The following is a 26,565-nucleotide window of genomic DNA, read 5'->3' as shown; positions in this document are numbered from 1 at the left end:
ATATTGCACTAACCTATTTTGTCTTTTCTCTAGTTGTTGGTCTTATTTCTCATTACATATTTACATAAAGTTGATTTTTATTCCCTACTCAGCAAATTATTCGTTTGCGTTTAACACCTATACGATTACTTACGCTAGCTTTTTGAATTTTTGCAATTGGATCTGGTAAGCGACATCCTTTTGTAGGGAGTGTGATTTCAACTTCAGCAATGTCTTTACCCGCTTCTAATGCATCCTTGGTTAGATTTGAACAATAGATTCCCGTATAAATAATAAACTGATTCATACTGTATCTAATTTCATTTGGAGCTGTATGGATCTCTTTTTTCAATCGTTTTAATAGTTGTTTAACTTCTTCTTGAGGAATTTGATTATCAGAACGAAAAGACAGATATTTTCCAAAGGTCAACCAGCCTACATTTTGTACGCTTGAATCTGATGATAAAAGCCACTCACGTGCTAGTTCCAAAGCAAATGTACTTTCAGCCGCAACGCCTGCTACAATAGTCTCATCAATTGCAGTCCAGCTACTTTGACTTAACCACAATGTAATATCCTCTTTCGTCATTTTTTGCGGGTCAATACCAAGTCCTGCTAGATACTGTGCATCTGTGTTTCCTGTCTTAAAAAGTTGCATACAAAGTTCTTGTTGATTCTTTACCTTTTTTAACAAGAACTTTTTTAAGTCCCCAATTTTGACACCGTAGCAATTTTCTGGTGCGCCATGGTTTGCAAACGTTTTGCGTGTTTGTTCTGTACCTAACGCTTTTAATTCACTTATTATTTCATCTGTAATCATTTTTTTCTCCACTATTCATTATTTTTATTCGGGTAGGTTTCACTCATACGACAAAGACTCTCTAAATAACTATAACAAAGATAAAGAAAAAGGGTATAGATTTTTGTATTTCCATTTATATTTAAACGGTGAACCAAAAATAAAACCCCTTGATAATCAAGGGGTTCACTGTTAATTAATAACAAGTTTTTAACGACGAATTTCTTTAATACGAGCTGCTTTACCATGTAATGCACGTAAGTAATAAAGTTTCGCACGACGAACTTTACCATAACGAACAACTTCGATTTGAGCAACACGTGGAGTGTGTAATGGGAATGTACGTTCCACACCAACACCGTTAGAGATTTTACGTACTGTATAAGTTTCGCTGATACCAGCGCCACGGCGTCCGATAACAACTCCTTCAAATAATTGGATACGTTCGCGTGTTCCTTCGACTACTTTCGCATGAACGCGAACAGTGTCTCCAGGACGAAACGCAGGGATATCCGTACGTAATTGTTCTTGTGTTAATTCTTGAATTAATGGATTCATTCTTTTTTCTCCTCATTCCAAACATTCTTATGGCTACAGCCACAGCGGAATATCGTAATAGTTGAGCGCTTTGCACTCACTGAAATAGTTTAACACAGCGAAACAGAGCTGTAAAGGAATTTTCTTGATAACTTTTAAATAGTCGATTCACTAACAAGTTGATCTAAATAAAGTTGCAATTGGTTTATCATCTTCCCTAAATGTATTCCATCGATAAGGCGATGGTTGACTTGAATAGAATAAGGTAATGTTAATCGGTCTCCTTGTTTTTCGAATTTCCCCCACGTTACTTTAATGATCGAATCATCTCGATCTAAACTTGATTCATTTCCTAGATTTGTAAAAGAAAACCACGGCAAGCAAGAAAATTGAATCATCGTATCTGCTGGGTATTCTGATTTTGGGAAATAAACTTTTTGTGCTGAGCTGACTCTTTTTGCTTCATCAGAAAATTCTTTCATATCTCCCGCAAAATCAAGTGTCACAATTTGAAATAACTCACTATCTTCTTTTAAGTCTGTAAAACTAGGAATCAAATGATCAATCAACACCACATTTTCTCCACGAATTTTGTAACGAAAATTTTCAATTTGGTTCATGACTTTCGTTGTCGCATCTATCAATCCATAATAAAATGAAATATCGTTATGTTTTATATATTGATAAAAATGAGTCACATCGATTTGAGTTGTAATATCATAAAGAGGCAGACCACTATCTCCAGAGAAAAAATCAAAATGCTCTTTACGATCCCAACTTGATTGATCAATGACTTTTGCTGCTATAACCATCATAAAACCTCCTTATTACACAACTACGCTATAGTTTTTCGTTTCGTATTTCTTCTAGCCATATTTTTTGTTGTTCCGTCAATTCTATCTTTTCAAGCATATCTGGTCTACGTTCTAGCGTTCTTCGCAATGACTCTTTTTGTTGCCATTCATCGATTAATTTGTGGTTACCATTCGTGAGTACTTCTGGCACATTCATCCCATTGAATTCAGCTGGACGAGTATATTGAGGATGCTCTAATAAACCAGTTGAATGAGAGTCAGTTTGGGCAGATAGTTTATTTCCTAATACATCTGGTAATAGGCGAACAGTTGCATCAATCATCACCATTGCACCTAACTCTCCACCTGTCAAAACGTAATCTCCTAATGACACTTCATCTGTAACAAATGAACGAATACGTTCATCATATCCTTCGTAGTGGCCACAAATAAAAATCAAATGCTCTTCTTCGGAGAATTCTTCCGCCATCTTTTGATCAAATTGCTTCCCTGCCGGATCAAGTAAAATCACACGTTTTTTGGAGTCAGGAGAAGCCTCTTCAATTCTACGTAAGTTTTCATAAATTGGTTGAACTTTCAATAACATTCCTGCTCCACCACCGTATGGGTAATCATCCACGGATTGATGCTTATTATCTGAGTAATCACGAAAATTAGACACAGTGATATCTAATAGATTCTTCTCTACAGCTTTTCCAATAATCGATTCTCCCATCGGTCCTTCAAACATTCTTGGGAACAACGTTAATACATCAATTTTCATCGTCAATCAAACCTTCTGGAATTTCTACATGGACCACACCATTTTCTAAATCGATCGACTGAACAACAGATTTGATATAAGGAATCAATACATCTTTTTTCTTTGGTCTTTGAACGACCCAGACATCATTCGCACCTGGTGAAAGAATCTCTTTGATTTTACCAAGTTCTTGATCGTTTTCATCAATGACGCTTAACCCAATGATCTGATGGTAATAAAACTCATTTTCCGGTAAGTCCGTTAATTTCTCTTTTGAAACTTTCAAAATACCATCTCGATACTTTTCGACGTCATTGATAGAAAAATGTCCTTCAAATGTAACGATATCGAAGTTTTTGTGTTTTCTATGTGATTTGATTGTTAATTCAACCGGTTCTTTTTTCTCTTGAAATAATGTCAAAATTGTTCCTTTTTTATAACGTAGTTCTGGAAAATCGGTTTGAGAAATCACGCGTACTTCGCCTTTTAAGCCTTGGGTATTGACGATTTTCCCAACATTTAAATATTCAGTCACTTAAAACCCTCATTTCAATATTTTAGTCTTTTTCATTCTACCATTTCTGTAGTCTGAATTCTATCAACTTCTATTATAATATTACGCAAAAAGAAAGCAATTCAATGAAGAATCACTTTCTTTTTATTTCTTAGCTATTCACACCGGTTAATGTGCCGTATATCAAAAATAAATTCAAGGCAGTCAACACAATGGCAATGACCCAAGCCAAAACTTTGACCCAAGTAGGATTAGCAAATTTCCCCATGATTTTTTTATCACTGGTATACAATGTCAAGGGAATAATCGACACTGGCAATGCGATACTCAAGAATACTTGTGTATACAATAATAAATCCTCAACTGCAGATTCACTACCTCCATAAATGATCACACAAACGATAACAGGTACAATGGCAATCAAACGCGTTACAACGCGACGCATCCAAAGAGGCATTTTCAAGTGGATGAACCCTTCCATAACGATTTGACCTGATAATGTTCCAGTAATTGTAGAATTTTGACCAGAAGCAAGTAAGGCAATGGCAAATAAAATACTCAAAACTGGACTAGCAATGTTTCCAACGATATCAGGATTTTTTAAGGCATCAAACAAATCAACAAATTTTCCCAAGTCACTATTTGTTCCATAAAATAATGCGCCACCTAAAATCAGTAATAAACAATTTACAATAAACGCAATTGTTAATTGAATGTTGGAATCCCAAATAGTAAAACGAATCGCTTTCGCTTTTTCTTTATCATCATTACGGTCAAATTTTCTCGCTTGGGCAATTGATGAATGCAAATATAGATTATGTGGCATTACTGTTGCGCCTACAATTCCTAATGCCAAAAACAACATTGATTTATCTGTAGCAATTCTTGTATCAGGAATAAAGCCACGTAACACCTCACCCATATTTGGATCGGCCAGTGCAACCTCATAAGCAAAGACAAAAAAGATCACAGCAATCAAACAAGCTACGATTGCTTCAATTTTTCTAAACCCTAATTTCGTTAAAAGTAGTAATAATAAAACATCAAATGTCGTGATCAAGACCCCAATCAATAAAGGAAAGCCAAATAATAATTGCAATGCAACAGCACCACCAATGACCTCTGCAATATCGGTAGCCATGATGGCCAACTCAGTTATGATCCATAAAACGAAGCCAGTCTTCTTACTGGTATGTTCTCTCGTTGCTTGAGCCAAATCACGACCTGTCACGATGCCCAATTTAGCAGCCATTCCTTGAAGCAGCATCGCAATTAAACTTGATAATAAAATGACGCTTAAAAGTGCGTATTTATATTCTGCACCACCGGCAATTGATGTGATCCAATTCCCAGGATCCATATACCCCACTGCAACTAACGCTCCTGGTCCACTATAAGCCAATAACGTCCGCCAAAAACTTGCATTTTTGGGCACATCGACCGTATTGTTGATTTCTTCCAAACTTGGACCATTTGCGTAATCTAATAACCGTTCTTTTTCATTGTTATCTTCTTCCATAATTATCCTTCTTCCATTTATAAAACATCAGGTTTATGTAATTTAATTTTTAGGTATACCATAACTCTTAAATTAATTATAGTCCTCTCATTCTTTCTTGTAAATAGGAAACACGTAGATGTTTCATCTTTTAGGGCTAAAGTAGGATGCATTTTTTATACAATCTTAGTATAATGATCATAGAAAATTACTTCTTACAACTTTGTTCGTCAAAAATCATAAATAACAATGGTAAAATCATAAGAAGCCTTTTATACTAAAGGTAGTTCAATTAAGGAGATGATAAACATGAGCATCGCGCTTTCAAGAAAAATTATTAATTGCATTTCGATCGTAGGGATAATAGCAACGATTGCTGTGACAATTTACTTTATACGATTAGGTGTTTTTAAAGACGTAGACGCTTTGAGAGGATTAGTCGGTGACTCAGTTATCTTAGGCCCAATTTTATTTATGTTGATTCAAATAATTCAGGTAGTCATTCCTATCATCCCAGGCGGCATCAGTTGTGCTGCAGGTGTGTTGATCTTTGGCCCTTTTGCAGGTTTTATCTATAATTACGTAGGTATTGCCATCGGTTCAGTCATTATTTTCTTGTTGGGACGCCAATATGGTAAACCTTTCATTTTAAGTTTAGTCAGTGACAAAACTTATAACAAGTATATTGGTTGGTTAGACAATGAAAAACGCTTTGAACGCCTTTTCGCTTTAGCGATTTTTCTTCCGATCGCACCAGACGATGCCCTTTGTTTAATGGCTGGTTTAACTAAAATGTCCTTAAAGAAATTTACATTGATCATCATCTTAGCAAAACCTGTTTCAATTTTCTTATATAGTTTAGCATTGATATATGGTGGTACATTCTTGAACGGTTTATTAGGTTTTTAATGATTTAAATTATATAATAGTATTTAGTGGGATAGGATGCACTTGTATCCTATCCTCTTTTATTTTAGTTTCGTAAGGGTGGATAAATAATGAGATACATAAAAAATAGTTTTAAAAATATGATTGATTTTTTTGCAGGAACGTCGGCTTATTTCCGAGATGTTCTACTCATGCATGGTTTCATGCTGTTTGTATTATTGCCTCTTTTGGCTAGCTCAACCCGTTTTATCTTAAAACAAGGAAAAATAAATTATCTATCGTATGATACGATTCCAATAATCTTTTCAAAACATCCTGGCGTTTTGATTGCATTGATTATGGTACTTTTAACAATTGTCGTCGCTGTTTTCTTTGAGTTTACTTTTTTACTGTTAAGTATTTTTTTTATAAAGAAAAAAGAACCCATATCTTTGAGAAACTTACTTAAAGGAACTTTTCTTCAACTTAAAAAGATTCGGTTTAGTACACTTTTGTTTTTCTTATTTTATTTTTTCTTAGTTTTACCACTTAGTGGTTTAGGCTTTCACTCAGACTTACTTGCAAAAATAAAGATTCCGGCGTTCATCATGGATTTTATTTTCGCTAACCGAGTAACGATTATTGCCTTAGTTGTTTTAGGATACTTGATTTTCTTCTATCTTTCGATTCGTTTGATATTTGCTTTACCTGAAATGATTTTAAGAGACGTACCATTTCGTCAAGCAGTTAAAGAAAGCTGGCGCTCAACTAAAAATCACTTTTTTAGAATTCTAGGTCAATTTGTCGTAATTGGTGGCAGTATTCTCGTCCTATTTATTATTAGTTATACAGTAATATTGAGCGCTCAAGCAATCATTGAAACAACTATCCCAAGTTACGCTTTAGTCAGCGCTGTTATCGCGATGACTCTCTTACAATTTATTTTATTATTAAATATTGTTTTTTCCACAGTCGGTATCTTTTATATTACGATCGACTACATGGATGACGAAGGCTTTTTACCTGAGTTACCGCAATGGTTTTTCGATCAACCTAAGCAGTCAAGAAAGGAATGGTCTGCATTTAAAATCGGCTTATTTTCTTTTACCGCCGCTATATTTGGAATTGGTGTAGGAACTTACAATACGAATTATTTAAGTAACCCCTCCGTCACCGAACCTTTAACAATATCACATCGCGGTGTTGATGCAGCAAATGGCGTTCAAAATACGTTACCGGCTCTTGAGAAAACTAGTTTGGAACATCCCACTTATATAGAAATGGATATTCAAGAAACAAAAGATAAACAATTTGTCGTAATGCATGACTTCAACTTAAAAAATCTGACAGGTGTAAATAAACGACCAAACCAATTAACTTTAGCGGAACTAACCAAACTAACGGCTAAAGAAAACGGTATGGAAGCAAAAGTTTGTTCGTTCGATGACTATCTAAAAAAAGCAAAAGCCTTAAATCAAAAATTATTGATTGAGATTAAAACAACACCACAGGATAGTCCTGATTTGGTGAAACGATTTACTGATCAATACCGAGAAATCATTTTATCAGAAAAACACATTCTGCATACCTTAACGTTCGATACAGCTACACAATTGAAAGAAGAAGAACCGGATTTTTATGTAGGGTATATTCTTCCTTTCAATATCGTAGGACCACCTGTATCAACGGTTGATTTCTTTACAATGGAATACACTACTTTGAATCGAAATTTTATCAATGCAGCACATCAGGATGGGAAAAAAGTCTATGCATGGACAGTTAATGATGAGGATACGATGACACGGATGATGTTTTACGGTGTTGATGGTATCGTTACAGATGAATTGAAACTGCTTAATGAGACTATTCAGACAGACTTAGATGAACTAACATACTCAGATAAACTGTTCCATTTCGTTATAGGGATCGGTTAAAAAACAAAAAAAGTAATGTGAACGAAAGTGTGTTCACATTACTTTTTTATTTTTTAACGATACGAGATTTCCCCTCTTGGCACATATAAAGCAGCGGACAAATATCGCATTTAGGACTTCGTGCTAAACAATGATAACGCCCAAAGAAAATCATCGTATGATGGGTTTTCACCCATAATTCTTTAGGGATTTTTCTCATCAACGTTTGTTCAACTTCCATTACGTTCGCATCTAATTTGCAGATACGTAACCGTTTTGATACGCGTTCAACATGTGTATCTACTGCAATAGCAGGCTCACCAAAGGCATCACCCATTACTACATTCGCTGTTTTTCGTCCAACACCAGGTAAAGAAACAAGTTCTTCACGTGTTTCAGGGACTTTTCCATCGAACTGCTCTAATAATTGAGCAGCGCAAGCTTTAATATTCTTCGCCTTATTGCGATATAATCCAATTGTCTTGATTTTTTGGATAATGTCCTCTAAAGGAGCCTTCGCTAATAGTTCAGGCGTCGGATAGGCCGCAAATAATTCGGGCGTTGCCTTATTTACAGAAACATCTGTTGCTTGTGCGCTTAAAATAACAGCAATTAGCAACTGAAAAGGACTGCTATGTTTGAGTTCACATTCCGCTTCTGGGAACATGTCATACATGATTTCTATTGCTTCCATTGTTTTTTCCTTGGAAAGCATTGACCTACCTCCTATTCGCTATCTTCAGGATTAAGCCAATTGTGTAGCGTGACTTTAGGAATCGGCTCATTTTGCGTACCTTGTTGTTCGATCTCTTTTTGGATCAACGCTTGTTTTCTACGTTTTTGATCTTCGGCCACTTGCTCTTTTGTTGTAATGTTTTTTCGTTCCCAAGCAAGCAAGATTCTATCAATATATTTTAAGCTATACGCTTGATTCAAAACGGCTTCTCTTAACGCCAGTCGAATAAGTTCTGGTTGATAATGGTCTGTCTCCAGCCATTGTCCGATCATTTCTAGTTCAATCGGTGATAATTGACGACCGAACTCTTTTTCAAACCCTTGATAAAGTTGCTTAATTGTTTCTTCCGATGATTGTTCTTGTTTTTGTTCTGTCTGTTTTTGTTTTAGTAAGGATATTTTTTCAAAAATAGGCAATAGGTCATAAGTATCCATCATCTGGCCTTGTTCATTTTGCTTTGTTTGAATAATCAAAAAGCCTCGTGAAACAAGTTGATTCAACAGCTTATAAATAACATCGATTGGTTTCCCCATAATTAGACTAATTGCTGCTAAATCAGGGAATAAATCGCCTTTAGCTTGTGATCGAAACAACTGCAACCAAAATAAAAATTCTTCATCCGTCAACCCAATTTTTTGATAATTTTCGATTACTAAATTGGAGACAGTTGTTTCACCAGCATTTAGGTATTCATTGATTGATAACATAACTGCTCCCTCATTTCTGTTGCTAAATAAACTTGTTATTCGTTGATTTTATATACGTCATAATAAATCGACTTCATATAGTCGATCAAATACTGAGGGTTTAAAGCTTCCCCCGTTGCATCTAAAATCAATTGATTTGGTTTTCTTGAAGCGCCATATTGATGAATATGTTCTGTCAACCAATTTTTGATTGGAGAATAATCATCACTTGCTAAAATAGTATCTACATCGATTTCCTTACCCATAGCATGACGTAATTGTGCAGCATACATATACCCTAACGCATATGATGGGAAATAACCAAAACTACCACCAGACCAGTGAACGTCTTGTACGATGCCTTCTAAATCATTCTCAGGACGAATACCTAAATACTCTTCATATTTATCATTCCAAATTTGCGAAAGTTCATCAATTGAAACATTCTCGTTGAAAATCATTTTCTCAATCTCATAACGAATGATGATATGGAGCGGATAAGTTAAACTATCTGCTTCGATTCGAACTAAACTCGCCTTGGTTTCTTTTAAAGAATCATAAAACGTTTCAAAATCGATATCGTCAAATGCCCCTGCAGTGCATTCTTTGAAAAAAGGAAATTGTTTTTCCCAAAACTGTTTGTTACTTCCTATAATAATTTCGTTAAACAGCGATTGAGATTCATGGATTCCCATCGAAGCACCTGTTGAAAGTGGTGTATGATCATATTTAGGATCGATACTTTGTTCATAGATTCCATGCCCTGCTTCATGAATAACACCAAAAGTAGCCATAGAAAAATTGGTTTCATCCCATCGCGTTGTGATTCGTGCATCATTGCGATTTAAATCGAGCATAAATGGATGAACTGTATCATCTAAACGCCCACGAGTAAAATCATAACCAAGTTGTTGTGCAACTCCCATTACAAAGGTTCTTTGTTGCTCTTTCGTTACACGTCGAGACAAAAAGTCTGTACGTGGAACAGTCCCTTTTTCAGCTATTGTTGCTCTGATCTCCATAATTCCTGTTTTAACTTGCGCAAAAATTTCATCTAACTTTTCAACGGTTAAGCCGGGTTCATATTGATTTAATAGGACATCATAATTTGTCGTTTCATCTTTCTTCCAATAGGGAATGAATTCCTTTAAAAATGCAATCAGCGTTTGGATTTCATTTTTCATTTCAGCAAAATCTTTTGCTTTTCTTGCTTTTAACCAAGCTGCATGTGCATTAGTTAGTGCAATATTATAAGCCTGCATACGTTCAGCAGGGATACTATGATTCAATTCATAGTTTTCTTTCGTCTTTTTATAAACAGATAAGCCAAGTTCAGATAATTCATCTTGATGTGTCTCAAAATAAGTCAATGCTTCTTGAATTTTAGGGCCTACACTGCGTTCAAATGATATTCCTGACAAATACCCTACAGTTTCTCCTCTGAACTCGCTACTGGCTTCTGGCATACCTGTTTGGCTGTCCCACTCTAATAAAGCTAGGGCTTCATTTAATAATTCGATTTCTTTAATTTCTTGTAGAAATTCTTGTTCTTTCATATTTCCCTCACCTACTCTTCTCTTGGTTTTCTCGGTGGTCTTTCGCCCCAATATTGGAATAAATCAGTTCTTAAAGCCCCATTGTAAAGCTTACGTTTTTTAGTAGCTCGCGCTCCGTAGTATTGCTCAAAAGTTAAGTCACTCGTTAAAATATATTTGCTCCATGTTTTTAAAGGACGGAATACTTCTCCCATTTCTTTATATAATTTACGAACGGACTCTTCTTCCCCTAAACGTTCTCCGTAAGGTGGATTTGCGACCATTACACCATATTCTTTTTCTGTTGTAAAATCATGCACTGCTAATTGTTTGAATGTGATCGAACCGCCTAATCCAATTTCTTCTGCATTCGCTTTGGCAATCTCGATCATCTTACCATTGATATCTGAACCAGTAATATCTAGTTCAATATCATAATCTGCTTTTTCATCGGCTTCTTTTCGAACCTTCTCAAATACTGCTGAATCAAACCAATCCCATGTTTCACAAACAAACTCACGATTGAATCCAGGAGCAATATTATGTCCAATCAGCGCTGCTTCAATACAGATCGTACCTGACCCGCAAACGGGATCATAAAACGGACGGTCTTTACGCCAATTCGTTAATGCCACTAAAGCTGCTGCCATATTTTCTTTTAAAGGTGCTCCACCTTTTTCTATACGATACCCACGTTTAAATAAACTTGGACCTGTTGTATCAATCGTCAAGGTCACATGGTCTTTTAACAATGCAACTTCTAATTGGAAGAATGCGCCTGTTTCAGCTAAAGGCACAGTTGCTGGACGATGATACACTTCTCTTAATCGATTAACGATCGCCTTTTTAGTGATTGATTGACAATCAGGAGTGCTATACAATTTGGACTTAATTGATTTTCCAGCTACAGGAAATTCAGCATCCATTGGTAAATAGTCTTCCCACGGCAACGCTTTGACTTTCTCGAATAATTCATCAAAACTAAATGCATCAAATTCTCCTACGATGATTTTGATTCGATCTGCTGTACGTAACCATAAATTGGCTGTAGCGATTGTTTCCATTGTCCCTTCAAACAAAGCTTTTCCATTCTCTACTTCACATGGAATTCCTAAATCTCTTAATTCTTTGCCAACTAAAGCTTCTAGTCCACTGGCTGCTGTTGCAACAAGTTTAAATGTTTTTTCGTTTGTCATTATATCTCCTCTTGTCCTTGTTATTGTAATAAGAACATATTGATTCTTTATCTAAATATAAAACTAATTTATCTCTTACTTTAAAAAAAGCCTTCACAACAAAGTTGGAAGGTCATCCTGAATAACTGTAATTTTCTGTAAGCCATGTTCTGTATCAAATGCTTCTCAGGAGAAAACATTCGACGGTCATCATCTATCTGCAGAAATAATTCTGCCTCTTCTACTCGTTCATTTCCTTTAGAAGAGCGCCCCTACCATAGTTTGGGTTGCTCGCTCGAGGGGTTTACCGCGTTCCACCAATTCCGTTTCCAAAATTGCTTCGTCACTGTGGCACTTTCAAGGGTACTTTGACATAGCCTAGACCTTAGTCATTTTTCCTGCCGTTATTCTATTGCTAGAATACCTTAGCTTATGATTTCGCTAAGCACGAACACTACAAGCATCTCAGCTTGTGCGAGCATGGACTTTCCTCAGCCTGAATAAATTCAAACCGCGATCACCCGAAAATTACAAATATTTCATTGAATCAATTAAAATTGGCGTGTTTCTGAATGATCGATCTCACGTTCATATGGATTATGTAGACTGCTTTCATATGAATTAGAGTGACTCATACCTGAAATAGGGTTTGATGCTGGAGTATCATCTAATTTTTTGCCAAATACTTCACGCTCTAAATTAGATAAACGTTTTAGAATATCAAAGTTTGTCACGGCAGCACTCTTAGGCATTTCTTGTGTGCCACGTGATGGCATTGCTTGTTGTACTTTAGAAGCTTGATCGATCTTCGCTAATAAACGGTTGTTTTCTTCTTGAAGCGTCAAAAGTTCTTTGTTATAAGCTTCATAATCTTTAATTACGTTGTCTAAAAATTCATCAACTTCAACTGGGTCATAGCCACGCATTTTCGTTTTAAATTCTTTTTGTAAAATATCTTTTGGACTGTATACTAAATTTGCCATATTTACACCTCATTATTTTCTTTGATTAGGATAAAAGTTCATAGTTCAACAGCATTATTGTATAGGAAAATCGTCAGAAAATCAAACAGATTCTCACGATTCCATCGAGTTTTGTAAATCATCCATTGTAATTAGCCGAATTTCATAAGGGAATTTCTCAGAAAAAAGTTCGGCATCTTTTAGGAAATACTCCGTCTTTCCTGGATATTCTTTGTCATAAACGAGTAAACTTGCTCCAGAATGTTCCAATAAAAATCGCGTATGCATTTTTAATTGTGCTGGTGATTTATAAGGTTGATGACTCACTGAATCTACAAAATCTGCTAAAAGTTCAATTTTTTCCAAGTTGGCTCGATTTTTTTCGTTCCAATTGCTGCCAAAATCCTTAAATGGAAAAATAATGCCTAGTTTTAATTCCGGATAATCATTTTTCAATTCAGCCACAACTTCGGCTGCCCAAATCTCTGTTCCGAGATTGCCAGAAACTAAAACCCACTCCAATCCAGTGTCCAAATAGCCCATAATTTCCTTTTTTAATACATTTTTAATAACTGTAATTTTAGGGTCATTGTCTTGAAAAGCCCCGATTTCAAAGCTTTTATAACCAGTCACATAAAGTGTTTTTACGTTTTCCATAGACATTCCTTTTCTTTCATAAAGATTTTTTGTTATAATATTTGCTAGGAGTGTGATAGAAATGGCTTTTCATTATCCTAATGGTACTCCCTATAATAATCATGAAGCACCTAAATCAAAAAAACAAGTAAAAAACCAAAAATCAATTCAATTTGGTAAACGAGGAATGGATTTTGAAGAAGAAATCAATAAAAGTAATGCGTTTTACTTAGACCGTAACATCGCAGTCGTTCACAAAAAGCCTACCCCCGTCCAAATTGTTAAAGTTGATTATCCCAGCCGCAGCGCTGCCGTCATCAAGGAAGCTTACTTTAGACAAGCCTCCACTACTGATTATAACGGCGTTTACGATGGATACTATCTGGATTTTGAAGCAAAGGAAACGAAGAATAAAACCTCTTTTCCTTTCAAAAACTTTCATCAACACCAGATTGATCATATCCAGCAATGTTTGGGCCAAAAAGGAATTTGCTTTGTTCTATTGTGGTTCTCTTCATTGAATAGATGTTTCTTTTTTAGTGGAGAGAAATTAGTAACCTATTGGTCTGAACAAAAAGATACTGGAAAAAAATCGTTGCCTTTATCTACTATTGAAAAAAATGGAATAGAGATTTCAATCGGCATTGCACCTAGAGTCCCTTACTTAGATGCAGTCCGGCAACATATTCAATCAAGCAAAGGAGTTGCGATTAATGACAACTGATGAAATAAGTTCACGTGCTGCAAGACATGGGCATACCCCTGCATCTAGCAACACTGGAAATCTATCGACAAATGGCGGTAAAAAACCAAAGAAAAAAAGAATCCTTCTAAAAATCTTTCTTGGATTAGTTCTCCTTGGAATCTTAGGTCTTTTAGCTGGTTTAGGTCTTTTTTGGTCGTATGCTAAAGATGCACCAAAACTAGAAGACGATAAACTAAGTGCCACTGTTTCTTCAAAATTATATGATGCTAACAATGAAGTTTTTGAAGAACTCGGTGCTGAAAAACGTGAAATGATCAAGCCAACAGATGTTCCCCAACTGCTCAAAGATGCAGTTGTTTCGGTAGAAGATAAACGTTTTTACAAGCATAGTGGTGTAGATCCAATTCGGATATTGGGTTCTGCATTCTCAAATTTTAAAACAGGCGGCCTTCAAGGTGGTAGTACACTAACACAGCAATTGATCAAGCTTTCTTATTTCTCTACACAAGAAAAAGATCAAAACCTTAAACGAAAAGCTCAGGAAGCCTGGCTTGCGATACAGTTAGAGAAGGAAAAATCAAAAGAAGAGATTTTGACGTATTACATCAATAAAGTTTATATGGCCAATGGCCTGTATGGAATGGAAACAGCCGCTCAATCCTACTTTGGAAAACCATTATCTGAGCTAAGTCTTCCTCAAACAGCATTACTGGCTGGAATGCCTCAAGCGCCTAATGATTATGATCCTTATCTGAAGCCCGATGTGGCTAAAGAACGACGTGACGTTGTTTTGTTTACAATGAAAGAAAATGAGAAAATCACTCAAAAAGAATATGAAGAGGCTAAAGCGACTCCTATCGATGATGGTTTACAACCTTTAAAACAATCAAATGAAAACCGTAAAATCGTTGATAACTATATTAGAGAAGTTATTGCTGAAGTAGAAAGTATGGGTAAAAATCCGTACACAGATGGTTTAGATATTCATACCAATCTCGACATGAATGCGCAAAAACGTCTTTATGACATTATCAATACTGATACGTATGTAGAATACCCAGATCCTGATTTTCAAGTTGCTTCAACCGTAATCGATGTAAAAACAGGTCAAGTCAAAGCTCAAATCGGTGGTCGGAATATTCCTGACGATGTACAACTTGGTACTAACTCAGCAATAGAAACAGATCGCGATGTTGGTTCTACAATGAAACCTATTGCAGATTATGGTCCTGCTATTGAAAACTTAAACTATTCAACTGGTCGTATCATGATGGATCAGCCGACTACTTATGAAGGAACTACTATTCCTGTAACAAATGCAGATATGCAATACTATGGCGCTATCACAATGCGTAAGGCCATCATGTATTCTCGTAACACAACAGCCATTCGGACATTCGATGCTGTTGGAAGTGATAAATCTGCTGCTTTCCTTAAAGATTTAGGCATTGAATTTAAAGAGATCGTTGCAGCAAATGCAATTTCTAGTAATACCAGTGAGTTAGACGGAAATAAATACGGCGTTTCTTCCTTAAAATTGGCTGCAGCTTATGCCGCATTTGGAAATATGGGTGTTTATAACAAACCCTATTACGTGAATAAAATAGTGTATCAAGACGGTTCAGAAGATGTTACTGAAACTGAAAGTAAACGTGCGATGAAAGATTCTACCGCGTATATGATGACGGATATGCTCAAAGATGTTATCACAGGCGGTACTGCCTTTAATGCAGGCGTTCCAGGTTTGATTCAAGCTGGTAAAACCGGAACAGCAAACTACACTGAAGAAGACCTTGCAAAAATTGGTGCCTCAGCGTCGTCTAGTATCGCACCTGATAGTACTTTCGTTGGTTATACACCTCATTATTCGGTTTCCGTTTGGACTGGATACAAACAACGATTAACCCCTATTCCGTATGAATATTGGGGAACTGCTTCTGATGTCTACAGAGAAATGATGACTTATCTCTCTGAAGGTGTTTCAAATGATGATTGGTTCATGCCAGATTCTGTGATACGTTCAGGAAGTGAATTATATGTTAAAGGCGCATATGAAGAACAATTATTGCCTTCAAATACTGGCTATGAAAGTACTTCATCCTGGGAAAGCCCAGTGAGCTCAGACTCATCAACGAGTACTAGTTCTACTGCTTCTTCACAAACAGAGCCACCTGTCTCTCAATCAAGTGAAGAACCGCCCGTTACATCTACTCAACAATCTGAACCACCTATATCATCCGCACCTACTGATCCACCTGCAAGTAGCGATCAACCGGTGGAACCTTCCTCTGCTCCACCTGAACCAGTTAATACAGTCAGAAGACGAACATCTTCTGACTGACACATCAATAAAAAAGGTATGATGTCTATGAAAATGACATCATACCTTTTTTTTATTGATTCGTTAAAGCTGCTTCAACAAACCCTTTAAATAAGTGTTGCGGTCTATTAGGTCTAGAAATCAATTCTGGATGGAATTGACAAGCAACAAAGAATTTTTTCTCTGGCAATTCAACTATTTCAACTAAGCGATTGTCTGGTGAAACTCCCGAAAAGACTAACCCATTTTCTTCAAATAATTGACGGTATTTATTGTTAAACTCATAGCGATGACGATGACGTTCTTGCACGACTTCTTGTCCTTCGTATGCTGCAGCTGTAACACTGCCTTTTTTAAGTTTACATGGATATAAACCTAATCGTAACGTTCCACCAAGATTCTCAACATTTTCTTGATCCGCCATCAAATCGATAATGTTATTTAGAACATCTGGATTGGTTTCAGCCGATCCTGCATCTTCTAGATTTACCACATTACGAGCAAATTCAACACAAGCCATTTGCATCCCTAAACATATACCTAAAAATGGTACATCGTTTTCACGTGCATAACGAATTGCTTCGATTTTCCCTTCTACTCCACGATCACCAAATCCTCCTGGCACCAAGATTCCATCGGCATCTTTCAGCATAGCATCAGCATTTTCTTGTGTTAATTCTTGTGAATCGATCCAATCGATCGCAATATCAGAGTCAAAAGCAAAACCTGCATGTTTCAACGCTTCTACCACAGAAAGATAGGCATCTGGAAGTTCTACATATTTACCAACTAATGCAATTCTGGTTGTCTTTTTCAAGCCTAATACTTTTTCTTCCAAAGCTTGCCACTCTGTCATATCTGCAACTGGCACATCAAGTTTCAAGTGATCACAGACAATCTGATCCATATTTTGCGCTTGTAAGGCTAATGGAATAGAATAAAGCGTTTCTACATCACGTGACTCGATGACCGCTTCTGGTGCTACATCACAAAATTGAGCTAATTTATTTTTTGTTCCTTGAGAAACTGGTAATTCTGTACGAATAACAAGAATATTTGGCTGGATACCAAGACTACGTAATTCTTTTACGCTGTGTTGTGTTGGTTTGGTTTTCATTTCACCCGCTGCTTTTAGGTAAGGAATCAATGTTGTATGGATATACATGACATTGTCGCTCCCTACTTCCGCTTTCATTTGGCGCAGTGCTTCTAAAAATGGTAAAGATTCAATATCTCCAACTGTTCCGCCAACCTCTGTAATAATGATATCTGCATCTGTCATGGTAGCTGCACGCATGATTTTATCCTTGATTTCATTTGTAATATGAGGAATGACCTGTACTGTTGCACCTAAATATTCGCCTTTACGCTCTTTTCTCAGTACTTCTGAATAAATTTTCCCTGTTGTCACGTTTGAATATTTATTTAGATTGATATCAATAAATCGTTCATAGTGACCTAAATCCAAGTCTGTTTCGGCACCATCATCAGTGACAAAAACTTCTCCATGTTGGTAAGGACTCATTGTTCCTGGATCCACATTGATATACGGATCAAATTTTTGAATCGTTACTTTCAAGCCACGATTTTTTAATAAACGTCCTAAAGATGCTGCAACGATTCCCTTCCCAATGGAAGAAACTACGCCACCTGTAACAAAGATGTATTTTGTCATAATATAAAAAACCCTTTCTCAAAATAGAATTGTAGAGATGAGTGAACAACGAATCAATTGTTTTTAACAGCCATAAAAAAACAAAAGCTCCCTATCCAAAAAATGAATAGGGAGCTGAAATTCGTTGTAAACTTCTGACCTTCTCAAAGGTGCCCAAGTAGTATAATACAAGCAAATCAGTTTGAGGTCAAGTTTTTCTATTGGAAGATTTTTATTTTTTTAGTCAAGTTTTAACTCTACACACATTTACTCTTTGATGTAAGCATTTTTATACGTACTTGTTGCGCCAAAGTTATGGTATTCGATTCCTTCGACACCTGGCCGAACTAATTGTCCTCTCGCTTGTTGATACAGTGGAATCAACGCTACATCTTCTTCAACTAATACTTTTTCAGCAGCTATCAATGCTTCCCAACGTTTTTCAGGTTCATTAGCATATTTATTTGATGCATCATCGATCAACTGATCATATTTTTCACTGCGGTAGTTCGTTTTATTTTTTGTACTTACTGAACTTTCTAAGAAAGTCATCGGATCTTGGTAATCTGGTCCCCACATGCTGACAGACAATTCATAGTCGCCTTTTTTCATTAATTCAATTGAATTGTTTAATGGCACTGTTTTTACGTTGATTTTCAAGCCAGGTAATGTCTTTTCCAATTGACCTTGAATAAACTCTGCTACTTTTTTATCACCATCGCCATCTTTTGATAGCAATTCGATTGTCACATCACCATTCAGCTCTTTTTTCGCTTTATCTAAATATTCATTTGCTAATTTTTCATCCGTTTTAACTAAATCGCCCGCTTCTTTTCGGAAATCTTCTCCTGTTTCAGGATTAGCAACAAAGTCTTTTGGGATATAGCCATAAATATCTTTAGAGCCATCTGCTAAAATATTCTCAACTAGACTCTTCTTATCAAGTGCGTAGGCAACAGCTTTTCGGACATTTTCATTGGCAAAAATAGAGGGCTTGTCATTTCTTTTTTGATTCATTCTTAATGAATAGACTTTTGAACGTTGGATTGCTTCATAATCAGGATTTTCTTTATTTTGCTTTGCAAAATCTCCTGTTAAGATTGCGACATCCAATTCACCAGATTCGTACAAATTAAACACCGTGTTCGTTTCTTTCAAGACTTCAAAATGAATCTTCTCTGATTTAACTTTATCAGCATCATAATAGTTTGGATTTTGAACTAAATCCCATGACATTGAAGATTGATCCCAGTTTTCCATTAAGAAAGGACCATTAGACACGATATTATCGCTAGACGTTCCATATTCTTTTCCCTTTTCTGTTACAAACTTTTCATTCTGTGGAAAGAAAGGTGAAAATGCCAATAACGAAGTAAAATAAGTCACAGGTTTGGCCATTTTTATTTCAAGTGTATAATCGTCAAGTGCCTTTACCCCTAATTCATCTGCCGATTTTTCTTGATTTACGATTTCAGTTCCATTGAGAATGGTACCATCCATTAAGAAAAAGTAATTGGCTTGATTTTTAGGATCCGCCATTTTTTTCCAAGCAAAGACAAAATCATTTGCTGTGACCTTGTCTCCATTCGACCACTTAGCATCTTCTCTGAGTTTGACGGTATATGTTTTTCCATCTTCTGAAATTTCAGGCATCTCTTTTGCCACAGCTGGAATAACGTTATCTTTTTCATCTAATTGATAAAGCCCTTCGAAAACATTAGATTGCGCATTAACACTTGGTTCGTCTTGAGTAAAAATAGTGTCCATTGACCCTACTTCAGACGCTTCCATTAAATTCAGTACTTTTGTTGATTTTTGATCTGTTGCTGTCTTATTATCTGTGTTTTGTGTTGACTTATCGCTTGTATTTCCCCCGCAAGCTGAAAGTAACAGTACTGTTGTGATCAATGTAATACTTTGTTTTACCCCTTTTTTCATACGTTCCACCTTTTCCTTCTTTTTTATTTATTATGCAAGTTCCTCCATTGACACCAATTCTTGTTTTACATCTAAATATGCATATGGAAGCCCTTGATTTTCATACTCGAATTCTCCTCGTTGATTATCGATTGGATCTGCTCGTAAAAATTGTTTTGATGGGTTAAAATCTCTTTGAATTTCACTGTTGGCAGGCATTCTGAAAATATCCAAATTACCAAAATAATAATTCCAACGATCTAAATCCCCCGCCCTGCGTGCGCCTCCACCAAAAGATAAATCTGCAAAAATCCAACCGTACGGTGCCACATAAAATTGCGTCCAATCATGACACCCCGTATAATATTGCGATACATAAAGTCCTGATTGCCATTTAGCCGGTATTTTAGCCATCCGGCATAATGTAATGAACAATATCGCTTGAACGCCACAGTCCCCTTTTAAATTGACTGCAGCATACTCTGAGATGTTATCGATCGTAAAATATTCGCGCATAAAAGAATAATTGACTTTTGTTGTGATAAAATCATAGATCTTTCTCGCTTTTTTTACAGGATTCGTTTCTCCTGATAAGATTTCAGCAAGTACTTGTTCCAAATAAGGTGTAAAACGAATATGAGGTAGTTCTTCACCTAACGAATATTCTGGTTGTATTTCAGCAGCTAATTCTGGATCTAGCTCCACATACTCCACATGATTGATATAGCTATATTCAACAGAGAAAACTTGATCTTTTTCTAAAGTCGTTTCAAAGTAAACCGTTCGTTGCGCTTCATTTTCTGGTGCAATAAAGGTCGCTTCTGGAGTGGTCTTCAAAATTTGGATGTCTGATACTTGTTTACACTCCTTTGGTAAAGGAAGATACACTCTGACTGTTTCCCCTGGTCGCTCATATTCCTTTTTCACTTGAATACTTGTTATCAACTGTATTTTTACTTTTCTATAGCCTTGTTCTTTCATTAGTTGAACATTTTGGGTCAATTCTTGTTTCCGCAGGCGATCTACCTCATTGTCTTCTTTAACGAGTAACCTTGCTTCATAATCAGCTTGTGTCTTGATCAGATTCATTAGGAAACGCCGTTGGAAATGAATTTCCCCATCAATATAAAGCCAATCAACTTTTCCGCTCTCTTTTAGTTCACTTAATTCATGTTCTTGATAGTCTTTGAACGTTTTTTTCATCATACTGTTTGCTTTTGAAAAATCAAATGGGTATTCATCTATTCCCACGATTCGGATAATGTCTTGCTCGATCTCTAACCGTTTTCTCAATGCTTCTGGTAATTCTTGTGATAGCAGAAGCTCAATTCGTTTTTCAGCGCCATCAAAGTCTCCATAACTTTTTAGCTTGATCACATCTTCAGGTAGCGGTACGCTCATATACTTTAAATCGTAATACATCTAACACCCTCACCTTTCTTATTTGCTTAACCCTAAACCAGCCTGCTCAGATAAAGAAATCATGCTTGTCGGATTCAAACCAACACCACCTGGGATAGCTACTTCATTCAAACCGAATGTTGCATCTAAATCGGCTCTAGTAATATTTTTAGTAGCAGCAGCTAAATGAGCCGCTGCCGTAACACCAATATTGGTTTCTTCTACCATACAACCAATCATACATTCAACACCAGCGGCCTCACAAATACTATTGATTTTTAACGCTTCATGAATACCACCGCACTTCATCAATTTGATGTTAACAAAATCGACTGCACGATCTTTAATCAAACGAAGTGCATCTTTTGAATTGAAACAACTTTCATCCGACATAATGGGTGTTGATACGTGATTTGTCACAAACGCTAAGCCTTCTATGTCATGATAAGCAACAGGTTGCTCAACCAATTCAATTCCATACTGCGCTAAGTGATTGATTGTATTTACAGCTTCTTTTGGTTTCCAACCTTGATTTGCATCTAAACGCAGGTTTACGTGACTACCGATAACTTCTCGAATCGCTTTAATCCGTGCAACATCGGCATCAAAACCAGTTCCGACCTTGATTTTCAATGTATCAAACCCTTGGGAAACAGCTAATTTTGCTTTTTCAGCCATTATCTCAGCCTTATCAAGACCGATTGTCATGTCTGTTTTTACACTAGAATCAAAACCACCTAAAAGTTTATATACAGGTAAATTCGCTTTTTTTCCAAATAAATCATAACACGCAATATCGATCGCCGTCTTAGCTGAAGGTGCTTGGGCAGCGACAGAATTCATGATACTGTGAATTTTCTCGATATCTAACGGATCGACACCAATAAGTTGTTTTTCAAATAATTGAATACATTCTGTTGTACCTTTTAATGTTTCACCTGTAATTAAAATTCCTGGTGATCCTTCCCCGTATCCAATGATTCCTTCGTCTGTCTCAATTTCTACAACAGCACTCATCGAATGATTGATCGTCCCCAGAGAAATTGTAATAGGCTCTTTTAATTTGGCTGCCTTTGGTTCTACATTGATTTTTGTTATTTTCACTTTAATTCCTCCACTATTCATTACTCTAACTTAAAACTCATTTCTAATTTTCGTTTAATCACTCTCAAAAAACAAAACAAGCCTAAATGAAACAATAACCAGTCTTTTTTTAATCTGAAATTAAATTCTTGTTCAAAAATTGAATTATTTGTTCCAATTTTAAATTTAGTCTATGGAAATGTCAACATATTAATGAGATTTTGATGTGCCTTTTTTCATCAAAATTCAAGTGCTTGTAATTTTGTAACGAATTCGAGATAATATGAATGAAAAAAGGATTCTAAACAAAGGACGGCTGCAGATGGAATTTAGAAAAATCAAGAATTTAAGGAAAGAACAAAAAATCACCCTAACGGAATTAGGAAAACGAACAGGTTATTCAGCCAGTTTTTTATCACAAATTGAACGTGGTACAAACAGACCTTCTCTTGAAGCTTTAAGAAAAATAGCTGATTCATTAGATGTTACAGTAGCTTCCCTTCTAGCTAACGAAGCACCTCAAGTCATACAAGATGACGAAAGCTCTAAAAATGGTTATAAAGTGATTCGAAACTCTTCTGGCACTATTTATAATCCATGGCAAACGAACTCAACTTACTATGATACTTTGTTTAATTTACCAGTACATACAAACAATATGGTTATCTCAAAGATTTATATTGATGCGCAATCATCATCTAGTGGAAGAAAGATTGCTCATAATCTTTGTGAAATTAATTACGTTCTTAAAGGGGAAGCAACAGTTGAACTAAACGAAGAGGTACTCACCTTAAAAGAAGGTGATGCAATCTTTTTAGAAGCGTTTACCCAACATAATATTATCAATGCAACAGATAATGAATTGATGCTCTTCACTCTGCAATTTTAATAGTGTAAACAACGAACGAACTTCTCTTGAAAATAAACATTGATCAGAGCTGAAATTTCACTTGAAGATCCATATACGCTTTCCACTATTGAAAAAGATTCTCATTTACAAAGCTTTTAAAAAAAGGTATCATATGGAAAGAACAAACTGTAAAGGAGTCCCGTTTCTGTTACGGATTTATCCGAATCGGTTCAACGGACGAATAAGAAAAAGGAGTAGATACAATGACTGAAACAAATCAAGAATGGTCTGCTGAAGAAATAGAAGATATCAAAGAACAGATTTTAACAGCACTGGAAACGGTGATTGACCCTGAATTAGGAATTGATATTGTAAATTTAGGGTTGATCTATGAAGTCGATTTTGCTCAAAATGGTGATACTGTCATCAAAATGACGTTAACCACTATGGGTTGTCCCTTAGCCGATGTTCTTACAGAACAAATCCATGAAGCCTTAAAAGAAATCCCCGAAGTGAAAAACCCAGAAGTAAAACTTGTCTGGTATCCCGCTTGGACAACTGATAAAATGTCTCGTTATGCGCGAATCGCTTTAGGTATTCGCTAATAAGTAACACACCTTTAAACAAATAAGAGTTTGAGTAATCAAAGTGATTACTCAAACTCTTATTTGTTTACCGCCACTATTCCTACTTCAAGTGAGCTACTTTTTTTATATCTGTTCCATAAACCATCGTTCTGTACAACATTCTTCCATCATCTGAATATAATAGTTCTTGTTGGTCAAATTTGATTCCTAGTTTGCTCAGCTTCTTCGCTAAAGCCTCTGATTCGTCTTTATTTTCTGTAGCAGAAATGCAATGTGTTCTCGCCCAATCACTTTTCTCTAATTTTGCTGCTAAGTAACCGACTAATTCTTTTTCCGTATTAAATTCTTTTTCTGGATAAGCTTGGCCTCTTTCAGAATAAAATAATTCTAATGTTGGTCCGATTCTTCTTACGCCATACCCTTCTGGATTTGTGTTTGCACTCAAATGAATCCCAAACTGATTATAACCACCATCTTCTAACCATTGAAAAAATTCTTTTATTGTACCTGGATAATTTTTACTCAATAATTTCACACTCCTTTACAGTAATAGTAACAGAAAAGTTACGGCTTTTAATCCGTAAAATGAAAGAAGAAGCATCTTTTACGCATAATTTTAGCTCGCTCTTTGATTAAGAGCCTAGATTTCCAGGGATAGTTCATCAACCTCTTTTTTTAAACATTTAAGTCGATAAAAATGGAACAACTCTGCATAACGTTATAAGCAGAGTTGTTCCATTTCTTATTTAATTACAATAGTAACACTCATAATGCCAAGTCTACTTTTTAGTGGCTTTCAGTACTGCTCTCAACATGATGATGCCTGTCACGATCGTTGTTACTGCCTGGACTAACTTGATTTTATCGATTTTTCTTGAGTTGACTGTCATCGTAATCCCTCCTGTTGTCTACTCTCTATACTACAACCAGAACTAATTCATTGCCAACACCACGTCTTATTGGCTAATAATAAAAACACCAATAATAATCAAAATCACTGCTAGAACTTTTCGGAAACTTAGGCTTTCTTTAAAAATAAAATAACTGATAATCACAGTCCAAACATAGGTTAAAGATGTCATTGGAAAAGCGATTGAATAATCTAAAAATTTCAACAAAATAATATTTGTAATAGCACTCAAAATATATAAAAATGAACCTAAATAAATCCAACCATTTTTTAACACGGAGTTAAGACTGAGTTTTGGTAAGTCATTCATCCCCTTCTTCAGTGCCAAAGCACCTGCACTGCCAGAAAAAGTTGTCACAACTAAAATAGTCAAAATCGCTGCATAATCAATCATAGCGATTCCTCATTTCCTTCTATCCCCAAAAGAATCGATCCCGCAATAATAAATGCTGTTCCTAACAATTTATACCACGTGATACTCTCATCTAAAAACAAGGCACCTAAAACAATCGACAGTGCAAAACCCAAACTCATCATCGGCTGTAAAATCGACACCTGACCATAACGAAAACTTGCCATCATAAAAAACATACCTGCTCCAGCAGCTAAAAAACCAAGTCCATACAAGATAATAGCGTTTGCCCTTGTTCCATCCGCACCAAATTTCCACGCTAATTGACCTAAACTACTCAAAGCTGCCGCAATCAATATGAGTAAGACGCCTAAACTTAGCTTTTGTTGATTTTTAGTTTCCATATGATTTCCCCTCTCCTAACAATAACGATGAATAAACTCAAATACCGTATCAAAATAGTGCTCTGGTTCATAAATAAACGAAGATAAGTGAGGCGCTTTTTCAATAATCAAACTTTCCTTTACACCATTGGTTGCTTCCATGTTGTCATAAAGCATTTGATGTGGAACGAATTTGTCCCCTGTCCCATGTATAAAAAGTGTTGGCAATTTATTTTTTGTTAACTGTCTGATTGATGACGCCTCTTTAAGCGAGTATCCTACTCTTTTTTTAGCCATGACATTTGCGATCGTTAAAATCGGAAATGCAGGCAACTTAAAAGCTGAACGTAGCATAGCCGAAAATTCGTTATAAACAGATGAATATCCGCAATCCACAACTAATCCTTTAACTGTATTGGGTAGCGCTTCTCCACTAGTCATCATCACTGTTGCAGCACCCATCGATCCTCCAAATAGGACAATTTCAGCTAGCGGTTCAATCCTCATTACTTCTTGGATCCAATTCATCAAATCCAAACGATCTAACCAGCCCATACCAATCACGTTCCCTGTACTTTTACCATGGGCTCTTAAATCTGGAACCAAAATATTATAGCCTTGATCAGCGAACTTCGAAGCAACAAACGCCATATCGCGTTTCCCAAATGAACGATAACCATGAACGCAAATTACCCATTTTTTACTAGTGGGATGTGGCGTAATCAAACGACTATATAACTTTTCTCCGTTTATTTCCAACCAGTAATCTTTCGCAAAATCTCGGTTCCAAAAAATATCGCCGTCCTGAATTTGTTGCTCTTCAATAAGGTCATACTTAGACTTTCCTTTATTAAAATTATCAGGATTCATCATCTTGTGACCTGCCTTATCATACCAATCATTCTCTCTAAAAAGTGCAACGTTCAAGAAAAAATTTGCCGCATAAACCGAAATAGCAATAAGCAAAAGTAACACAATCACCAAAATCAACACAATCCACTTCAAACA

At 36.0% G+C, this 26,565-nt stretch carries 25 protein-coding genes, 1 other RNA gene and 1 pseudogene; 6 read left to right on the top strand and 21 right to left on the bottom strand.

Features of this window, described 5'->3' with window-relative positions; all coding sequences use genetic code 11:
• Nucleotides 1–88 precede the first annotated feature (88 nt).
• From I586_RS00725 to I586_RS00700, 6 genes are all read right to left on the bottom strand, one after another.
• Entirely contained in the window at nt 89–799 is a 711-nt protein-coding gene (locus tag I586_RS00725; protein WP_010765099.1) for a DNA alkylation repair protein, read from the bottom strand.
• A gap of 189 nt (nt 800–988) precedes the next feature.
• A complete protein-coding gene (gene rplS / locus I586_RS00720; RefSeq protein WP_010761540.1) occupies nt 989–1,336 on the bottom strand; it encodes a 50S ribosomal protein L19 in 348 nt (115 codons plus the stop codon).
• Nucleotides 1,337–1,470: 134 nt separating this feature from the next.
• Complete coding sequence (locus I586_RS00715; RefSeq protein WP_010765100.1) at nt 1,471–2,127, bottom strand: chloramphenicol acetyltransferase; 657 nt, start codon at nt 2,125–2,127, stop codon at nt 1,471–1,473.
• Between the two features lie 28 nt (nt 2,128–2,155).
• Nucleotides 2,156–2,893 (bottom strand): tRNA (guanosine(37)-N1)-methyltransferase TrmD, encoded by a 738-nt coding sequence (trmD, locus tag I586_RS00710; RefSeq protein WP_010765101.1) that lies wholly within the window; start codon nt 2,891–2,893, stop codon nt 2,156–2,158.
• Nucleotides 2,883–3,407 (bottom strand): ribosome maturation factor RimM, encoded by a 525-nt coding sequence (gene rimM, locus I586_RS00705; RefSeq protein WP_010765102.1) that lies wholly within the window; start codon nt 3,405–3,407, stop codon nt 2,883–2,885. Before rimM ends, trmD begins: the two co-directional genes overlap by 11 nt.
• A gap of 130 nt (nt 3,408–3,537) precedes the next feature.
• Nucleotides 3,538–4,905, bottom strand: a complete 1,368-nt coding sequence (locus I586_RS00700) for an Nramp family divalent metal transporter (RefSeq protein WP_010765103.1) — start codon at nt 4,903–4,905, stop codon at nt 3,538–3,540.
• A gap of 498 nt (nt 4,906–5,403) precedes the next feature.
• Here I586_RS00700 and I586_RS00695 point away from each other — a divergent pair.
• Nucleotides 5,404–5,793, top strand: a pseudogene (locus I586_RS00695) (TVP38/TMEM64 family protein); the annotation flags it as partial.
• Between the two features lie 89 nt (nt 5,794–5,882).
• Nucleotides 5,883–7,685 carry a glycerophosphoryl diester phosphodiesterase membrane domain-containing protein gene (locus I586_RS00690; protein WP_010765104.1) on the top strand — a complete coding sequence of 601 codons (1,803 nt, stop codon included), beginning with the start codon at nt 5,883–5,885 and terminating at the stop codon, nt 7,683–7,685.
• Nucleotides 7,686–7,731: 46 nt separating this feature from the next.
• On the opposite strand, the gene nth is transcribed toward I586_RS00690, so the two are convergent.
• From nth to I586_RS00660, 7 genes are all read right to left on the bottom strand, one after another.
• Nucleotides 7,732–8,379, bottom strand: a complete 648-nt coding sequence (nth, locus tag I586_RS00685) for an endonuclease III (protein WP_010765105.1) — start codon at nt 8,377–8,379, stop codon at nt 7,732–7,734.
• 11 nt (nt 8,380–8,390) lie between these two features.
• Nucleotides 8,391–9,107 (bottom strand): DnaD domain protein, encoded by a 717-nt coding sequence (locus I586_RS00680; RefSeq protein WP_010765106.1) that lies wholly within the window; start codon nt 9,105–9,107, stop codon nt 8,391–8,393.
• 35 nt (nt 9,108–9,142) lie between these two features.
• Nucleotides 9,143–10,642: a carboxypeptidase M32 gene (locus I586_RS00675; protein WP_010765107.1), complete on the bottom strand. Its 1,500-nt coding sequence runs from the start codon at nt 10,640–10,642 to the stop codon at nt 9,143–9,145.
• 11 nt (nt 10,643–10,653) lie between these two features.
• Nucleotides 10,654–11,817, bottom strand: coding sequence for a THUMP domain-containing class I SAM-dependent RNA methyltransferase (locus I586_RS00670; RefSeq protein WP_010765108.1), 1,164 nt, complete (start codon nt 11,815–11,817; stop codon nt 10,654–10,656).
• Between the two features lie 133 nt (nt 11,818–11,950).
• Nucleotides 11,951–12,325, bottom strand: an RNA gene (rnpB, locus tag I586_RS17035) — RNase P RNA component class B.
• Nucleotides 12,326–12,347: 22 nt separating this feature from the next.
• On the bottom strand, nt 12,348–12,779 hold the full coding sequence (gene gpsB, locus I586_RS00665) for a cell division regulator GpsB (protein WP_010765109.1): 432 nt from the start codon (nt 12,777–12,779) through the stop codon (nt 12,348–12,350).
• A gap of 93 nt (nt 12,780–12,872) precedes the next feature.
• A complete protein-coding gene (locus tag I586_RS00660; protein WP_010765110.1) occupies nt 12,873–13,415 on the bottom strand; it encodes an SLOG family protein in 543 nt (180 codons plus the stop codon).
• Nucleotides 13,416–13,476: 61 nt separating this feature from the next.
• On the opposite strand from I586_RS00660, the gene recU reads away from it, so the two are divergent.
• The gene (gene recU, locus I586_RS00655) at nt 13,477–14,118 is read left to right on the top strand and encodes a Holliday junction resolvase RecU (protein ID WP_010765111.1); all 642 of its coding nucleotides are present in this window, start codon (nt 13,477–13,479) and stop codon (nt 14,116–14,118) included.
• Nucleotides 14,108–16,441, top strand: coding sequence for a PBP1A family penicillin-binding protein (locus tag I586_RS00650; RefSeq protein ID WP_010765112.1), 2,334 nt, complete (start codon nt 14,108–14,110; stop codon nt 16,439–16,441). Before recU ends, I586_RS00650 begins: the two co-directional genes overlap by 11 nt.
• 52 nt (nt 16,442–16,493) lie before the next feature.
• Here I586_RS00650 and I586_RS00645 read toward each other — a convergent pair whose 3' ends face one another.
• The 4 genes from I586_RS00645 to I586_RS00630 form a co-directional block, all read right to left on the bottom strand.
• Nucleotides 16,494–18,095 (bottom strand): CTP synthase, encoded by a 1,602-nt coding sequence (locus tag I586_RS00645; RefSeq protein ID WP_010765113.1) that lies wholly within the window; start codon nt 18,093–18,095, stop codon nt 16,494–16,496.
• A 246-nt stretch (nt 18,096–18,341) separates the two neighbouring features.
• Nucleotides 18,342–20,012: a peptide ABC transporter substrate-binding protein gene (locus tag I586_RS00640; protein WP_010765114.1), complete on the bottom strand. Its 1,671-nt coding sequence runs from the start codon at nt 20,010–20,012 to the stop codon at nt 18,342–18,344.
• Nucleotides 20,013–20,042: 30 nt separating this feature from the next.
• Nucleotides 20,043–21,413: a transglutaminase-like domain-containing protein gene (locus I586_RS00635; RefSeq protein ID WP_010765115.1), complete on the bottom strand. Its 1,371-nt coding sequence runs from the start codon at nt 21,411–21,413 to the stop codon at nt 20,043–20,045.
• An 18-nt stretch (nt 21,414–21,431) separates the two neighbouring features.
• A complete protein-coding gene (locus I586_RS00630; protein WP_010765116.1) occupies nt 21,432–22,496 on the bottom strand; it encodes a dipeptide epimerase in 1,065 nt (354 codons plus the stop codon).
• 301 nt (nt 22,497–22,797) lie between these two features.
• Here I586_RS00630 and I586_RS00625 point away from each other — a divergent pair, with 301 nt between their 5' ends.
• Complete coding sequence (locus tag I586_RS00625; protein WP_010765117.1) at nt 22,798–23,364, top strand: helix-turn-helix domain-containing protein; 567 nt, start codon at nt 22,798–22,800, stop codon at nt 23,362–23,364.
• A gap of 224 nt (nt 23,365–23,588) precedes the next feature.
• A complete protein-coding gene (locus I586_RS00620) occupies nt 23,589–23,930 on the top strand; it encodes a metal-sulfur cluster assembly factor (protein ID WP_010761560.1) in 342 nt (113 codons plus the stop codon).
• An 82-nt stretch (nt 23,931–24,012) separates the two neighbouring features.
• Here I586_RS00620 and I586_RS00615 read toward each other — a convergent pair whose 3' ends face one another.
• The 4 genes from I586_RS00615 to I586_RS00600 all read right to left on the bottom strand — a co-directional run bounded on the left by I586_RS00615 (nt 24,013) and on the right by I586_RS00600 (nt 26,562).
• Nucleotides 24,013–24,438, bottom strand: coding sequence for a hypothetical protein (locus I586_RS00615; protein ID WP_010765118.1), 426 nt, complete (start codon nt 24,436–24,438; stop codon nt 24,013–24,015).
• A gap of 430 nt (nt 24,439–24,868) precedes the next feature.
• Entirely contained in the window at nt 24,869–25,216 is a 348-nt protein-coding gene (locus tag I586_RS00610; RefSeq protein WP_010765120.1) for an EamA family transporter, read from the bottom strand.
• Nucleotides 25,213–25,578 (bottom strand): EamA family transporter, encoded by a 366-nt coding sequence (locus I586_RS00605; protein WP_010765121.1) that lies wholly within the window; start codon nt 25,576–25,578, stop codon nt 25,213–25,215. Before I586_RS00605 ends, I586_RS00610 begins: the two co-directional genes overlap by 4 nt.
• A gap of 15 nt (nt 25,579–25,593) precedes the next feature.
• Nucleotides 25,594–26,562, bottom strand: a complete 969-nt coding sequence (locus I586_RS00600; RefSeq protein WP_010765122.1) for an alpha/beta hydrolase — start codon at nt 26,560–26,562, stop codon at nt 25,594–25,596.
• Between the last annotated feature and the right edge of the window lie 3 nt (nt 26,563–26,565).

Origin of the sequence: Enterococcus moraviensis ATCC BAA-383 (assembly GCF_000407445.1) — a bacterium.
In the GTDB taxonomy this organism is placed as follows: Bacteria; Bacillota; Bacilli; order Lactobacillales; family Enterococcaceae; genus Enterococcus_L; species Enterococcus_L moraviensis.
Note: the sequence above shows the minus strand (reverse complement) of the source record. Positions and strands in the feature narration are given on the sequence as shown.